This is a genomic window from Photorhabdus asymbiotica, assembly GCF_003634575.1.
GTDB lineage: Bacteria > Pseudomonadota > Gammaproteobacteria > Enterobacterales > Enterobacteriaceae > Photorhabdus > Photorhabdus asymbiotica.
Window position 1 is genome coordinate 596192 of the sequence record NZ_RBLJ01000002.1, and the last position, 17252, is coordinate 613443.

Genomic DNA, 17252 nt, shown 5'->3' on the forward strand with positions numbered 1-17252 from the left:
CATAGAACATGATAAAAGAAAAAGTTAGCTCGTTGACTCTGATAATAATCACCACCCTGTATACAGATTGCTTATGTTATGCCACAACATTTAATACTGGTTTTCTGGTTGGCGAATCTGCAAAAGCAGATTTGTCCCGATTTGATTCGAGTTCCGAATTACCAGCAGGCCGTTACGATATTGATATCTACCTAAATAATGACTGGAAAGGACGATTTGATATTCATATCCAGAACAATGGCAAAGATATCTACTTACTCAATGAAGATCTACCAAGGTTAGGGATAAAAATTGACAAGAACCAATTATCAGAATCAAATTTATCTCAAGATGAAACTCTTATTACTAAAGTAATACATGAAGGAACCGCTAATCTTGATGTTCCTAAACTCAGCTTATATTTGGTTGTCCCTCAAGCTTATATCCAAAATGAACTAAAAGGCTATATCGATCCCGCATTCTGGGACAGAGGTATCCCAGGAGCTATGCTCTCCTATAATGCCAACTATTACCATACTCAGAACAGGAATAAGCAGAGCAGTGACGATGAAAATGAGGATAATGCTTATGTGTCACTGAATAGCGGCTTAAATCTGTTTGGCTGGCAATTACGTGATCAATCCTCTTATCACTATACGCGTTCAAATGGCAGTAAATGGAATAATAATACCCGTTATCTGCAACGAGGAATTTCATCAATTAATTCAGAACTTCGCATTGGCGACAGCTATACATCAAGCGATTTGTTCGATTCTTTCCGCTTCCGTGGTATCAATCTGAAAACAGATATGCGCATGTATCCCGATGCCTGGCAAGGATTTTCCCCTATCGTCCGGGGAGTTGCACAGACGAACGCCTTAGTAAGAATCTCTCAGAATAACGTTATTATTTATCAGGGCAATGTACCACCAGGGCCTTTTGCCATTGATACTATTTTACCAACAGGTTCTGGCGGCGACTTATCTGTCGAAGTCACAGAAGCCGATGGACGCCGAAACAGCTTTACTGTTCCCTTTTCATCTGTCCCTAATATGATGAAAGAAGGTCTTAGCAAATATGATATCAGTGCAGGTAAAACCCAAATTGCCAACAGTCGCTATAAGCCCAACTTTTTTCAAGCCAGCTATCAATATGGGTTTAATAATATCCTTACCGGCTATACAGGGACCATCATTAGTAAAAATTATTATTCATTACTATTAGGCAGTGGGTTTAACCTGCCGATTGGCGCTGTCTCAATTGATATTTCTCAATCCAGCGCCAAATTTGACAACAGCCCAACCATGAAAGGCCAGAGTTATAAAGCGGCTTATAGCCGCTATATTCCACAAACAAGAACCAATTTCTCTCTGGCTGCTTATCGTTATTCAACTAAAAACTATCTGAGCCTGGTCGATACCATTAATCTCCATGATTGGATAAGCAACGGATATAATCGACAACACTACTATCATCAGAAAAACACCTTCAATATTAATTTAAACCAGAATCTTGGTAGTGGTGCGGGTTCACTTTTTCTTTCAGGAACATTACGTGATTACTGGGGAACGCAGAATAAAAGTAGGGAGTATCAAATGGGGTATTCCAACAGCCTGGGTAAAGTTAATTATACCCTGACAGCAAGCCGTGTTCGGTACAATATCAATGAAACCGAAAGTAAAGAGGAACAACGTTACTATCTGACGCTGTCTGTTCCTTTTGAACTGTTCAATTACCCTGCCTATCTGACCAGTAATGTCTCACTCAATGATAGTCACTACAACAATAGCGATTTGGGATTAAGTGGTAGCGCGGGTCCACACAACCGCCTGAATTACCACCTTAACATTTCAGATCAGAAAAGCGGTTCTACAACAACCAGTGCAAATCTAACCTATAAAACATCCATTTCCACATTAAGTAGTTCTTATAGCCAGTCCAAGGATTATCGTCAAATGGGACTTGGTGCAACAGGCAGTTTAGTCGCTTATCGGGGTGGCATTCTGGCCGCTAATCAGATTGGAGAAACCTTTGCAATCATTGATGCACCGGGCACAGCTAACGCCTCTGTGAATGGAGATAAAAGCATGGTAACGAATAACAGCGGTAAGTTACTGATACCTTATCTTTCCCCTTATCGTAAAAACGCCATCATGCTAGATACCAGTGAAGTGCCGGAAGATGCGGCTGAACTTATCGGTAATATCAGGGATATTGCACCATATTCTGGAGCTATTACCCACATCAGATTTAAAACAGACCAACGGAAAACTTTCATTTTCTACTCCACTCAGTCCAATGGTAAACCTTTACCTTTCGGTACTGAAATTGTCGATTCAGAAGGCAACAGCCTTGGATATGTTGGTCAGGGTAGTATGGTTTTCTTACGAGTAGAAAAATTGCCGCAACAAGTTTATGTCCGCATCGGTCAATCAGGTGAAAAGGACTGTGTAATAAACGATCCTCAGCCTGAAATGGACTCAACCGCCAATATTTGCCGTTAGGGAGAAGCTAATGAAACTTAAGTCATTGTATCTGGCGGCCCTAATCAGCCTGAGTAGCAATATAGTTTATGCAAACTGTCAACCCAATGTTGCGATAACTGCCCCAGAAATTATTGTCAATATGACAGATCGTCTCTATCTGAGCAGTAATGCAAGCTGGCAACTGAGTACCCGGTATTCTGGCTATTTTAAATGCACGACAAATGCATTATGGAAGCAAAACTCTGTTGCTAACGGTTCGCCATTTGCCAGAAACAAGGTTGTTTTGGGATTCAATGGTGGCAAAGATTATGTGGAAGTCACTATCACTAATCTCTCACCAAATGACAATATTAACCTGGGAAACAGTAACACAACATTCCCCGCCAGTAGATTACAGGCCCAATTTACACTGAATGCCAAGCGATTAAACGGTAGACCTGGTGGTAGTAATATTCACGTCTTTTCCGGCGATACTGCAACATTAAAGACGGCTGTAATAGCTATGGACACCACCAATATAGGACTTTTTGATGCTATTCTCCGTTTTGCTACCGATTTTCTGACTTTTATTCTAACCTGGGTATGGCCCACTCATTCTGAAGATATCTATTACCAACCAGTTACCATGATTTTTAATCGTCATGATACAACTTGTAATTTCTCAAATGCAGGATTAACAGTGAACCTGCCAAAAGTTAACCGAGCTACACTACTTAGCGGAACAAATAAAGGAGAAACCCCTTTTACACTCAACTTTGAATGTAATTTTCTCCTTGATGGTAAAACTTCACGTTCAGTTAAAGCCTACCTCAGCAGTAATAATCTGTTACCAAACGATAACCGCACTTTAATCGATAACAAAGCGGGTGCTGCAAAAGGCGTTGGTATCCGAGTCTCTCAACCGGGGAATGCAACACCAATAATGTTCAGTACCTCGCAAACGTCTTCCCAAGGTGCAACTCTGTTATTCAGCCAAAATGCTGGCAGTACCATGGATAAACGTTTTGCCATTGATCTTAATGCTTACTATTACGTTTATGACCCTAAAAACATCACAACAGGGGAACTAAAAGCAACCTCTGTTCTAAACTTTGAATACAATTGATCAGGTAACCAAGTAATCAGGTGGCAAAGGAAATGCCCCTCCTGTTTCTTATTCTAACCAAAATTTTATGTATCAATAAGTAACAATATGTAAGAAAGTGTTTCTAAATACAAATCCATTTACATTTATCACTTACCCAGAACCTACGTAAGGCAATGATAATCCTAGTATTCAACAAACATTAACATTGACTTAATTTTTTCATAAAATAGTACAATTCTATGAAACATATAAAAACAACATACTCAGACTTATCAATAAAATTTAAATAAACAATATAAAAATCATACCTAATCATATTATTCAAATATAAACCAGATCATAAAAAAGATATTTAAATATATTTAACACAATATAAACCAGCAATTAATACGATACAAACAATAATATAAAAACATTATTCCAATAAAAAAACACTCAACTAAACACATTACGTAAAACAATAAAAAACCAATAAAATCAAAAATATAACAAACAAATATAAATTAAAAAGAACAATGAAAAATTAGATAATTACATACTCAAAGGTAACATAAAAATACAAATAAAATTAACCAATTCATTATCAACCAAATATAAATAAAATCAAAAAAAACATTATTATCATCAACTTTAAAATATGAATTGTTATATTTAAAAAATAAAACCATTGAAAATATTTATTTTTTTTCATACCTATTTTTATTATATTTTTATAATATAATAAAAAGTAGAAAATATTAACACTTTGTTACTTATTTTAACTTAACATTTATAATAATATCGAATACCCTGCATCGCACCAATGACAATAGATATATCACAAAATCAGCTTAAGCCTGATCGACACAACTCAACTCGAATTCACAGAGAAAAACTATATATCGGTGACGGTTATCTGTTTATGAAAATGATACTTATTCTTATAATAGCAACATTAATATCAATTAGTTTGTTACTCGCAGCAGTATTCTTACAATTAGCAATATTATAGATAAATGAAGCCAAACCCAATAACTGTAGATATTCAACCGGTTTATCGATCTTTTTCTTCCCGGGAAAAACACCTTAAAAGTGAAACAAACAAAAAACATTATTATATTTTATATATAAATCAAACTAGACAGAGATTATTTTGTATAAAAACAATACACAACCAACTATAATTTAATAAAAAAATAGAATACATCAATAACATACCAATTTTAATACAGAAAAAGTTCTTATGAATTATTAATAACTCTGGCTATGCTGGATTTATTTTGCTAGCATTAGTTTGTTTTTTATTCAGAGCAAACGAGGAAAAGCAATGCCCTCTCGAACGATGAGGACAACCGCAATCTTCGCTTTCTTTATTTCACTGTTGTTTTCCGCTTTTAGCCAGGCATCAACTAGTACCGCTAAAAGCATAGAGTATTCTCACAATGGCATACAAAGCAATTTGCCAGATTTGCGAAAATACCCTTCAGGCACCCCACGTAAGAAAGCGTTTTTAAATGTTGTTGTCCCAGTGATTGATAAACACAATCAACAAATTATGCAGGAGCGGGAATGGCTACTGAAACATCAGGATGTCAAACGCTGGTCTACCCAGGATATCAAGCGCCTGCAACAAATTTGCAAAAACTACAACGTGAGCTGTAGCAGCTCGCCTAAAAAAGTTAATTGGAACAAGCTACTGAGCCGAGTTGATATCATTCCAACCCATTTTGTTGCTACTCAGGCTGCAACAGAATCTGGCTGGGGAACCTCTAAGCTTGCACAACAGAACAACAATCTGTTTGGTATGCGTTGTGGCAACAGTTGTAAGAAAACTCAAGGTAAGATAAAAGGTTATTCCTCTTATCCGACTATAAATGATTCTGTCGAAGCCTATATGCGGAACATGAATACCCACAACGCTTATGAATCATTACGTGTTTCACGTGCTAAACAGAGAATCCTTCAAACATCACTGAATACCAGCAAACTGATTGATAATCTCGAAGGATATTCACAACTAGGTTCTACTTATAACAACTACTTGCATAAAGTCTTTAACAGCAACAAAGGACTTATCACTCAGGCGCAAAAGTTAGTTAAGAATGAACATAACTAAAAATCCTATTAGTATATACCCAATAAATTTCGAGTTGCAGCGCGGCGGCAAGTGAACGAATCCCCAGGAGCATAGATAACGATGTGACTGGGGTGAGTGAAAGCAGCCAACAAAGCAGCAACTTGAAGGATGAAGGGTATATACCCTATGGATTTCAAGATGCATTGCGACGGCCAAGGGAGCGAATCCCCGGGAACATAGATAACTCTGTGACCGGGGTGAGTGAGTGCAGCCAACAAAGAAGCAACTTGAAAGATAGCGGGTATAAGTCCGAATATATTGCTCTAACTACCAATATCAGCCGTTTCATAATAAAATATGGAACGGTTGATTTCCTTATATCCGCCAGCTTGTCTTACTCATTGATAGAATGTTTAAGTTAAATATTATAATATTACTCATATTGTCCTATAATCGCGATGCAATGATTAGCCAGAGTTTAATATGAATTTCTTTTCTTTTGAGTTTCTCGGGTCCTTTGTTGCCTTCTTTATCTTGTATTGGATGTTACAAAAAAGTGCAAAAATACAAAACTATTTGCTAATAATTGCAAGTTATTTATTTATCTTTTCTTTTAACCCACTTTTTGCTGGTATCTTATTTTGCTATACGTTATTCATTTATCTTTTAGCAAACATAACCAGTAAATTTCTATCCAACCACATCACATTTACTATCCTAACGATAGGTATTCTCGGATGTTTTACTGCATTCAAATATTATTCTTTCTTTCAGGAAAATCTCCAACAAGCATTTGCTCAATTTGGTTTACCCATAGATTTACCTGTACTAACATTACTCGTACCTCTGGGGTTATCTTTTTATGCATTCCATTCTGTTAGCTATGTTGTTTCTGTTGGAAGAAATGAAATTCCACGGGCATCATTCCCTGATGTCGTTTTATACCTCTGTTTTTTCCCAAGTATTGTTGCCGGGCCAATAAACCGAGCTAAAGATTTCCTGCCTCAAATCCAGATTTCATCAAGAATAATCATCGAACCATCAAAAGCCATATTACTGCTTGTATTAGCAATGACAAAACTATTCCTGTTTAGCTCTTATTTGTCTGAAAATTATGTAAATCCGATTTTTGATGACCCCATCGGCTACGATGCAGGAAAAATCCTGGTAGGTATTTATGCTTATGCCTGGCACATCTATTTTAACTTTTCTGGTTATACCAACTTAGTTACCGGATTAGCGTTACTCCTCGGATTCAAAGTTCCTAAAAACTTTAATGCCCCTTATCTGGCTGAAAATTTACAAGCCTTCTGGCACCGCTGGCACATCAGTTTATCTGAATTTATCCGAGATTACGTCTATATTCCTTTTGGTGGTAATAAAACAGGGTTTCTACGTAAAAATATTAATGTGTTTGCTGCTATGGTAATCTCTGGTTTATGGCATGGTGCCGGGATTAACTTTATTATTTGGGGCGCTATTCATGGATTAGGATTAGTCATCCTAAACATTAAATATAAATTATTTTCTCTAACAGACAAAAAAAACAAAAATACACCTAAAAACCCAATAACTTCATTTTTATCCAGAGTAATCACTTTCCACTTTGTTTGTCTGGCATGGGTCTTCTTTCGTTGTCCTACTCTAGATGATGCTCTGACATTATTAAAGCAATTAATATCATCAGATTTATTCCACTCAATCATAACTAACGGGTGGTCACTGATGATGTTCTGGGGTATGTTTATTATTTATCCTAAACTGGTTAACCTGAAAATAGTAATTGAGAAAATCTATTCCTATATTCCATGGATATACTACCCAATACCATTAGCTATCATTCTAACTTTGGTATTTATGCTTTCACCACAAGGAATGCCAGGATTTATCTATGCCAATTTCTGAGTTCAAATCCAATCTAAAAACAGCCGGGCAAGTCATGCTTATCATAGTCTTAACTAGCCTACTATTAATCTGGTTGAATCATCGTTCACTGGATAGATTCTGGCAACAGAAATACCACCAGCAAAGCCTTTGGGCAACCTTACAAGGTAATGCGCTCTGGGATTTTGGGGATAATTTGGAACAAGGCATTCTGGCTGCGGGGGAGACTTTCATATTACACACCACCAGCAGTAACAGTGACGATCATCAGCAAGCTGCTCAGGAATCCAGTATTACGATTCCCAAAGATTTTCAGATAGGACTGCGATTTTTAAATGGTTACATCTCTCCTGTTACAAATTCATCTGCAACTTTCCCTGCGTTATTACAAAAATCCCCCCATGCTGATTCTGTCAGTTCATCAGTACACCATACCCAATCCAGTATCGTCATCGCCAAAACCAATGTGACTCTGACAGCTAAGGATAAGGTACTTTTTGCTGGAGACTCAATGATGCAAGGTATTGCTCCTCATCTGAAACGTCGGCTCTTTCAGGATTACGGCATTTCAAGTATTAATCTCAGCAAACAAAGTACTGGGCTTGCTTACCCCAGTTTCTTTAACTGGCCAGCAACTATCAACAAGGCACTGGAAACCAACCACGATATCAAACTGGTTATTATTTTTCTGGGACCCAATGATCCTTGGGATATGCCACCAGAACATGGACGTATCTATTTGAAATTTGCCAGCGCTGATTGGGAAAACCTCTACCGCCAACGTATCAATATGATCCTTCATGAAGCACGTCACTATGGCGCTGATGTTATCTGGGTTGGCCCTCCAAATATGCGACAGAAAAAACTTTCTACCAGCATGAAATATCTGAGATCATTGTATCAATCAGAAGTAGCAAAAGCCGGAGAAATATACGTTTCTGTTAATAATATCTTTAAATATCATTCGGATGATTATTCTGATTATATTGGTGATAATAGCAATAAAATCAAACTCAGAAGCGGTGATGGTATACACTTTAGCTTGAAAGGTCAGCAAGCTATTTCAGACAACATATTTTCATTAATTGAATTTATTCAGGAACCAGCCAAACAAAATGGAAATGCTTAAAAAACTTCACAAGCGATACCAATCAGCTGGTATTGGTCTGGTCATCATACTCTCTTTAAGCCTAATATCATGCAATAAGCAAAGACCAGAACATTTGCTAACACAATACCCAGTGAAAATGAGCCAGCAATTAACCGACTTTGGTGAGCCAAATCTAGCCTTATTAGCAGATAAACTTCGCAACAGTCGGCATAATCAACTGCATTTTATTCAGATAGGTGATTCCCATACTGCCGCAGATTTTTTCACTGGCAAACTCCGCTCTTTGTTACAACAACGTTTTGGCGATGCTGGTATCGGTTTTGTCAGCCCAATAAGCATCCCCGGACAACGTAGCGCCATGATTGGTATGACGAGTCATAAACAGCAATGGGAACTGACTACCAGCCGCAAAGATAACCGACCTGATTTCCCTCTCGGAGGTGCAATTGCAGAGCCTAATAGCGAAACAAGCAAACTGGTTTTAAAGCTATTTGTGCCATCCTATGCTCCCTATCAACTCAAAGCGTTATATCAGACATCTACTGATTCTCAGATTCTAGTTCAGTCTGCAACCAAACAAGTCCTTAAATTACCGGCAACTCGTGGTCAATGGCAGTTTTCTTCTGAAAAAACCGTCAAATTCCCAGTTAATATTATGGCGACACAAGATAACCAATTGAAATTAGGCGGCTGGTTTATCAAACGTAAACAACCAGGTGTTATATTATCCGCTTTAGGTATTAATGGTGCGACTATTAATATGATGGATAAATGGCAGCCACAATGGATTAATACCTTAGTACAAATGCACCCTGATCTGATTATCTTCGCTTATGGCACAAATGCCGCTTTCAATGATTCGTTGGATTTATCTGATTATCGCCAACAATTAACAACCAAGATAAAACAAATTCGCTATCAGTTACCAAAAACAGTTATTCTTATTATCGGACCGAATGACTCCTTAAAAAATAGTCAAGCCACAAGCTGTACAACACAGCAACCCACAATGTTGAATGATGTCATCCGTATTCAACAGAAAGTCGCCCAAGACCAACACACACTATTCTGGAACTGGCGTGAATATATGGGGGGCGAATGTTCAATTAAAAGCTGGGCGCAACAAAACCTTGCACGTCCTGATTATGTTCACCTTTCAGCCGCAGGTTATGAGCTCAGTGCGAAAGCTTTATATAAACAATTAATAGACATTCTTGGGCAATAGTAATGTGAAATCTCGTTTGAATTTTGGCTATTGCTATTAGATGAAAGAGGAATTACATCACAGCAAAGAAAATCATCCCAACAACAGCGCCCGTTGTTCCAAGGACGGTTTCCATAATTGACCAAGTTTTCAGTGTCTGGGATTCTGTTGCGCCAGTAAATTTACCGAACAACCAAAAACCTGAATCATTAACATGACTTAACACCAGAGAACCTCCAGCAATACAGATTGAGAGAGCCGCAAGCTGAGCTCCAGAATATCCCAATGCATCGACAACTGGCATCACCAGCCCAACCGTCGTCAAACAAGCCACAGTCGCAGACCCTTGAATAACACGAACCGTACTAGCAAGAATAAAGCACGCCAACGCAATTGGCAGACCCGCACCAATCAATGCATTCCCCAGAGCAGGGCCAACACCGGAATCCACCAATACTTGTTTGAAAACTCCACCTGCCCCAGTAACCAACAAAATAATTCCAGCCGGTTGAATAGCCGAAGAGCAGATATCCATCACTTTTTCTTTACTCATCCCACGACGAATTGCCAGGCCATAAATGGCGACCAAGCAAGCAATCAGAATCGCAGAGAATGGATGACCGATAAATTCAAGCCATTGGTACAATTCAGAACCTTGTGCAACAAAGCGCTCACCAACAGCCTTTGATCCAACCAAAGCCAAGGGAAACAAAACCAACGATAGACTCAGACTAAAAGATGGCATTTTACCTTGGCCAAGACTTGGCTCTCTTATATCAGCAGGTAAATCTAGAGTGACATATTTACTGATAAAACTACCAAAAATCGGGCCTGCCAGTAACATCCCGGGAATTGACGCACTGAGACCAATCAAGATCATCCAGCCAAAATCGGCATTCATCTGTGAAGCTAATAACATCGGAACCGGGCCTGGTAACAGAAATGCCGCAGCAGCTGCAACACCAGCAAACAGAGGAATAACCAATTTCACTACATTACCGCCAGTACGGCGTGCTACTGCAAATGCCACACCAATCAGTAAAACAATTGCTACATCAAAAAATAGTGGCAAAGCACAAACCAAGCCAGCTATTCCCAATGAATAATGAGCACGTTTTTCACCAAAACTATTTAGTAATTTAACTGCAATCTGATCCAAAGCACCTGTTTCGTGTAAAACCTTACCAAACATAGCACCCAGTGCAACAACAATTGCCAGAAAGCCTAATGTTCCCCCCATTCCTTCTTGCATTGTTTCGGTAATTTTATTCAGCGGCATACCAGAAAAAACACCAGCTCCCATAGAAACCAATATTAATGCCACAAAAGCGTGTATTCTGGCCTTCATCACCAAAAATAGTAGTAAGAGAACCGAGCCAACGGCTGTAAGGACTAAGGTTAAAGTACTCATTAATTTTCCCCTGAAATGATGCTATTAATTATTTTTATCGAGTGATTAATCACTTCATCTAGAGACGAGCTAATATCAATCGGATAAACATCCTTTTCATCACTGTTTGGTTCTTCTAATGCCTCAAATTGAGATATCAACATTTGAGGTTTAAAAAAATGATCTTTACGTGCTTTCAACCGACTTTCAATTAAATCAAAATCGCCTTTCATATAAAGAAATGATAGATTCTTATTATTATCACGCAACATATCCCGGTAATGCTTTTTTAAAGCAGAACAAACAATCAAAGAAACCAGATTTGTGCGTTGCATAGCAAAAACAGCATCATTCAATGATTTTAACCAAGGTTTGCGATCTTCATCATTCAATGCATGTCCTTCAGCCATCTTATTAATATTAGATCTTGGATGTAAAAAATCGCCATCTAAAAAAGCAATATCCAATTTATAGGCCACAGCACTAGCAACAGCAGATTTACCACTGCCGGATACCCCCATAAGCACAAAAACATGGTTAGAATGATGGGTATCGCTCATATAAACTCCTTAAGCACAGATATTTTATCCGCGAAATGTTACCGGTAACTGTTATCGGTAACATTATCAGAAGTAGAAACAAGATTCGCAACAACACAGAATCTTCAGAAAATAAAAATGTGATATTTATCCCAAATAAATTTAAAAAATATGAAATTAATAGATAAACTAAATACTTTCTCCTGGTGATATTTCGAAGCCAATATCAACCATTTTCTGCGGTAAATGCTCACCTTTCAAGCGCGCCATCAATAATTCAGCAGCTCTCCGCCCCATTAAATCACGAGGTGTCAGCACACTAGCAAGTTTTGGTGTCATCACCTGACCAACATCGTGACCATGGAAACCCGCTATTGCAATATCGTGCGGTACAGCAATCCCCTGACGTTGGCACTCAAAAATTGCGCCAATAGCAAGGTCATCGTTAGTACAAAATAAACCATCTACATCAGGATATTTTGTTCGTGCTTCATTCAGTAATTGTCCCCCTAATGTGTAAGAAGAGCTGTTTGGTGTCATCACCTTACCAGGTTTTAAACCCGCACTTTTCATAGCAACTTCGTAACCTCCCAGACGGATAATTGTCCTTTCATCCTGCCTTGCCCCCAGATAAATAACTTGCTGGCAACCTCGCTCAATCATTGCCATTGTCATCTGCCGAGCCGCTTCAAAGTTATCAATACCAACTGCCGTATCAAAACAAGGGGAAACACAATCCATCAATTCAACAACAGGAATACCAGCTGTTTCCAACATTCTTAAGGTTCGAGGAGTGTGAGTACGCTCAGAAAGAATCAAGCCATCAATATTATAAGAAAGTAAAGAAATCAGACGCTCTTCCTCTTTCTCTGACAAGTATCCATAATGGGCTAACATGGTCTGATATCCATTACGATCTGTCACATATTCGATACCACGGATAACTTCCGCAAAAACCTGATTAGTCAACGAAGGCAACAAAATGCCAATAGCATAGCTGGTAGAATTAGAAAGGATATCAGGCACTCGGTTGGGGATATAACCTAATTCATCTAAAGCATTAGCTATTTTCTTTCTCAATTGCTCAGAAACTTGATCAGGATTACGCAAAAAACGACTTACCGTCATTTTCGTCACACCAACACGATCAGCCACATCTTGCAAAATAGGACGTTTTTTCTTCATATTTTAAGACAATTTAAAATTAGTAGAATTTAGGATAATAAACACAATGTTATGACATAGTTATACACTATCAGGATACACTTTTTTTGAATTTAGCAAAAAACGTCATTAATCTTCATTCAGTGTAAATAGAAAAATAAGGCGAAAAAACCAAAAGAGTCTTAAAAAGGATTAATCCTGTGTCTGTTAGTTCCAGACGTCACTACTAGTCAAAATATAAATACATCAGTGAATACTGAAAATGTTAGGAACGTATAGCAGCGCTCACTTATCCCAAAATTAAGTCGTAACAGGCTGTGATTAATATTCTTATAGCATTTGAGCGCTTAAATTAACGACATAATCTGGCAATTAATAAAAATAATTTGGATTAAGAACCACAATCACGATAATAAAAGTTCGAAAATTTTTGGCTATCTTAAAACCCAAAATTCAGACTAATTATAATTATATCCTGCCAATAATCTGCTCAATAAGGCTTCATTAAAATTCTTAAAAAAAGCTATCATAAGGAACTAACCTTAACTTAAAACTAATTTCACTGCCCATTTTCTATCAGTTTAAGAAATCAATTTGAGTCATTTTCGTGCCTGCTACCGTGATAGCAGGTTTTGATTATAAACGGGCAAATAAGCCGCCTGTTTCTTAAAAAAGTGCTTATCTAATCTAATGAAAATTCGAAACGACTAAGTCCTCTTCCGCATCCGCATCAGACATTTCCCTATTAATATCGGGCTTTCAGCCGTGGTGCCCGCCTTCCACTCTTCGGTATCACTGGCTCAGACTTCAGAGCCGTTAACCAGGGCAATGTCGCATAAGGGATGACCTTGACAATGGGTAGCCACCCTTAAGGCAGGATGAACACAGAGAGACATTGTGCGTTATTTAAAGCCAGGCAGTTTATACACGGCTTTCCTTCGTTCGCCCTCTGGCCGGATAAACATGACCGGGTAAATCGCAGGGCATCGTTGCTCATCTTCGCCCCGAGCCCCGTAAACGCAAAAAACCCCCAGCTTTCGCTGAGGGTTTCTACTGTATTTCAAGCCTGGCAGTGTCCTACTCTCGCATGGGGAGACCCCACACTACCATCGGCGCTACGGCGTTTCACTGCTGAGTTCGGCATGGGGTCAGGTGGGACCACCGCGCTATCGCCGCCAGGCGTATTCTGTTTTACTCCGACCGTTGCGACGCTCTCTCCCGCAACCACCGAATCAATCTCTGAACAAGCTGAAATTCATCTCTCTTCCGTCTTCTGACAGCTGTCCACTGTCTTCTGACACCAAAACACCTTCGGCGTTGTAAGGTTAAGCCGCTCGGTTCATTAGTACTGGTCAGCTCAATGCATCGCTGCACTTACACACCCAGCCTATCCACGTCTTCGTCTTAAACGTTCCTTCCGTGACTCAAGTCAAGGGAAGACTCATCTCAAGGCAAGTTTCCCGCTTAGATGCTTTCAGCGGTTATCTCTCCCGCACTTAGCTACCGGGCTATGCCATTGGCATGACAACCCGTACACCAGCGGTGCGTCCACTCCGGTCCTCTCGTACTAGGAGCAGCCCCTTTCAATCTTCCTACGCCCACGGCAGATAGGGACCGAACTGTCTCACGACGTTCTAAACCCAGCTCGCGTACCACTTTAAATGGCGAACAGCCATACCCTTGGGACCCACTTCAGCCCCAGGATGTGATGAGCCGACATCGAGGTGCCAAACACCGCCGTCGATATGAACTCTTGGGCGGTATCAGCCTGTTATCCCCGGAGTACCTTTTATCCGTTGAGCGATGGCCCTTCCATTCAGAACCACCGGATCACTAAGACCTACTTTCGTACCTGCTCGAGCCGTCACTCTCGCAGTCAAGCCAGCTTATGCCTTTGCACTAACCTCACGATGTCCGACCGTGATTAGCCAACCTTCGTGCTCCTCCGTTACTCTTTGGGAGGAGACCGCCCCAGTCAAACTACCCACCAGACACTGTCCTCAGCCCGGTTCACGGGCCCAAGTGAGAACATCGAACATTCAAGGGTGGTATTTCAAGGTCGGCTCCATGCAGACTGGCGTCCACACTTCCTAGCCTCCCACCTATCCTACACATCAAGGCTCCATGTTCAGTGTCAAGCTATAGTAAAGGTTCACGGGGTCTTTCCGTCTTGCCGCGGGAACACTGCATCTTCACAGCGAGTTCAATTTCACTGAGTCTCGGGTGGAGACAGCCTGGCCATCATTACGCCATTCGTGCAGGTCGGAACTTACCCGACAAGGAATTTCGCTACCTTAGGACCGTTATAGTTACGGCCGCCGTTTACTGGGGCTTCGATCAAGAGCGTCGCCTTGCGGCTAACCCCATCAATTAACCTTCCAGCACCGGGCAGGCGTCACACCGTATACGTCCACTTTCGTGTTTGCACAGTGCTGTGTTTTTAATAAACAGTTGCAGCCAGCTGGTCTCTGCGACTGGCTTCAGCTCCAGAGGTCAACTCCTTCACCTAATGCCAGCGTGCCTTCTCCCGAAGTTACGGCACCATTTTGCCTAGTTCCTTCACCCGAGTTCTCTCAAGCGCCTGAGTATTCTCTACCTGACCACCTGTGTCGGTTTGGGGTACGATTCAATATGACCTGATGCTTAGAGGCTTTTCCTGGAAGCCGGGCATCAACCACTTCACCGCCGTAGCGGCTCGTCATCACGCCTCAGTGTTCACAGAAGAGCGGATTTGCCTGCTCCTCCCACCTACCCGCTTAAACCGGGACAACCGTCGCCCGGATGGCCTAGCCTTCTCCGTCCCCCCTTCGCAGTCACATTCAGTACAGGAATATTAACCTGTTTCCCATCAGCTACGCTTTTCAGCCTCACCTTAGGGGTCGACTCACCCTGCCCCGATTAACGTTGGACAGGAACCCTTGGTCTTCCGGCGAGCGGGTTTTTCACCCGCTTTATCGTTACTTATGTCAGCATTCGCACTTCTGATACCTCCAGCAGGCCTCACGGCGCCACCTTCCACGGCTTACAGAACGCTCCCCTACCCAGCGACACTTACGTGTCGCTGCCGCAGCTTCGGTGCATGGTTTAGCCCCGTTACATCTTCCGCGCAGGCCGACTCGACCAGTGAGCTATTACGCTTTCTTTCAATGATGGCTGCTTCTAAGCCAACATCCTGGCTGTCTGGGCCTTCCCACATCGTTTCCCACTTAACCATGACTTTGGGACCTTAGCTGGCGGTCTGGGTTGTTTCCCTCTTCACGACGGACGTTAGCACCCGCCGTGTGTCTCCCGTGATACCATTCTTCGGTATTCGCAGTTTGCATCGGGTTGGTAAGCCGGGATGGCCCCCTAGCCGAAACAGTGCTCTACCCCCGAAGATGAACTCACGAGGCGCTACCTAAATAGCTTTCGGGGAGAACCAGCTATCTCCCGGTTTGATTGGCCTTTCACCCCCAGCCACAAGTCATCCGCTAATTTTTCAACATTAGTCGGTTCGGTCCTCCAGTTAGTGTTACCCAACCTTCAACCTGCCCATGGCTAGCTCACCGGGTTTCGGGTCTATACCCTGCAACTCATTTCGCCCAGTTAAGACTCGGTTTCCCTGCGGCTCCCCTATCCGGTTAACCTTGCTACAGAATATAAGTCGCTGACCCATTATACAAAAGGTACGCAGTCACCCCACCCCAAAACGCTCCACTGCTTGATTGTTGTGTTGGGCGTCGCTACCGCTCCGCCAACCGCGCATCAGTGATGCCGTTACGCATTTTGTGCACCACACAAAGCGAAACGCTTTGGTGGTGGGGCTCCCACTGCTTGTACGTACACGGTTTCAGGGTCTCTTTCACTCCCCTCACCGGGGTTCTTTTCGCCTTTCCCTCACGGTACTGGTTCACTATCGGTCAGTCAGGAGTATTTAGCCTTGGAGGATGGTCCCCCCATATTCAGACAGGCTTTCTCGTGTCCCGCCTTACTCGTCGAACTCACAGCCACCCCCACTTCAAGTACGGGGCTATCACCCGCTATCGCCGGCCTTTCCAGACCGTTCCTCTGAGACGGTGGCTGATGCTGGTTCTGGGCTCCTCCCCGTTCGCTCGCCGCTACTGGGGGAATCTCGGTTGATTTCTTTTCCTCGGGGTACTGAGATGTTTCAGTTCCCCCGGTTCGCCTCATTAACCTATGGATTCAGTTAATGATAGTGCACCGCAGTGCACTGGGTTTCCCCATTCGGACATCGCCGGCTTATCACGCTTCATATCAGCTCACCGACGCTTTTCGCAGATTAGCACGTCCTTCATCGCCTCTGACTGCCTAGGCATCCACCGTGTACGCTTATTCGCTTAACCTCACAACCC

Annotated in this window: 10 protein-coding genes and 2 rRNA genes; 7 read left to right on the forward strand and 5 right to left on the reverse strand. The window is 41.3% G+C overall.

All coding sequences use genetic code 11. The features are described from left to right. The first annotated feature begins 8 nt into the window (after positions 1-8). From BDD30_RS09530 to BDD30_RS09560, 7 genes are all read left to right on the forward strand, one after another. Positions 9-2483, forward strand: a complete 2475-nt coding sequence (locus tag BDD30_RS09530) for a fimbria/pilus outer membrane usher protein (protein ID WP_015835940.1) — start codon at positions 9-11, stop codon at positions 2481-2483. Between the two features lie 10 nt (positions 2484-2493). Further along, entirely contained in the window at positions 2494-3570 is a 1077-nt protein-coding gene (locus BDD30_RS09535; RefSeq protein ID WP_015835941.1) for a fimbrial protein, read from the forward strand. Between the two features lie 1288 nt (positions 3571-4858). Beyond that, positions 4859-5647 (forward strand): protein bax, encoded by a 789-nt coding sequence (locus tag BDD30_RS09540; protein WP_015835942.1) that lies wholly within the window; start codon positions 4859-4861, stop codon positions 5645-5647. 83 nt (positions 5648-5730) lie between these two features. Beyond that, complete coding sequence (locus BDD30_RS23125) at positions 5731-6030, forward strand: hypothetical protein (RefSeq protein WP_015835943.1); 300 nt, start codon at positions 5731-5733, stop codon at positions 6028-6030. A 61-nt stretch (positions 6031-6091) separates the two neighbouring features. Further along, positions 6092-7513, forward strand: a complete 1422-nt coding sequence (locus tag BDD30_RS09550; protein ID WP_015835944.1) for an MBOAT family O-acyltransferase — start codon at positions 6092-6094, stop codon at positions 7511-7513. Then, entirely contained in the window at positions 7500-8621 is a 1122-nt protein-coding gene (locus tag BDD30_RS09555; protein WP_015835945.1) for an SGNH/GDSL hydrolase family protein, read from the forward strand. The genes BDD30_RS09550 and BDD30_RS09555 overlap by 14 nt, the downstream gene beginning before the upstream one ends. Then, positions 8608-9828: an SGNH/GDSL hydrolase family protein gene (locus BDD30_RS09560; RefSeq protein ID WP_041382468.1), complete on the forward strand. Its 1221-nt coding sequence runs from the start codon at positions 8608-8610 to the stop codon at positions 9826-9828. Before BDD30_RS09555 ends, BDD30_RS09560 begins: the two co-directional genes overlap by 14 nt. Positions 9829-9880: 52 nt before the next feature. Here the strand turns inward: BDD30_RS09560 and gntU are convergent, their stop codons facing one another. From gntU to BDD30_RS09585, 5 genes are all read right to left on the reverse strand, one after another. Then, positions 9881-11218: a gluconate transporter gene (gntU, locus tag BDD30_RS09565; protein WP_015835947.1), complete on the reverse strand. Its 1338-nt coding sequence runs from the start codon at positions 11216-11218 to the stop codon at positions 9881-9883. Further along, positions 11218-11757 (reverse strand): gluconokinase, encoded by a 540-nt coding sequence (gene gntK / locus BDD30_RS09570; RefSeq protein WP_015835948.1) that lies wholly within the window; start codon positions 11755-11757, stop codon positions 11218-11220. The genes gntU and gntK overlap by 1 nt, the downstream gene beginning before the upstream one ends. A gap of 168 nt (positions 11758-11925) precedes the next feature. Continuing rightward, positions 11926-12921 (reverse strand): gluconate operon transcriptional repressor GntR, encoded by a 996-nt coding sequence (gene gntR / locus BDD30_RS09575; protein WP_015835949.1) that lies wholly within the window; start codon positions 12919-12921, stop codon positions 11926-11928. 1043 nt (positions 12922-13964) lie between these two features. Beyond that, positions 13965-14080, reverse strand: a 5S ribosomal RNA gene (gene rrf / locus BDD30_RS09580). Positions 14081-14221: 141 nt separating this feature from the next. Beyond that, a 23S ribosomal RNA gene (locus BDD30_RS09585) occupies positions 14222-17243 on the reverse strand. Between the last annotated feature and the right edge of the window lie 9 nt (positions 17244-17252).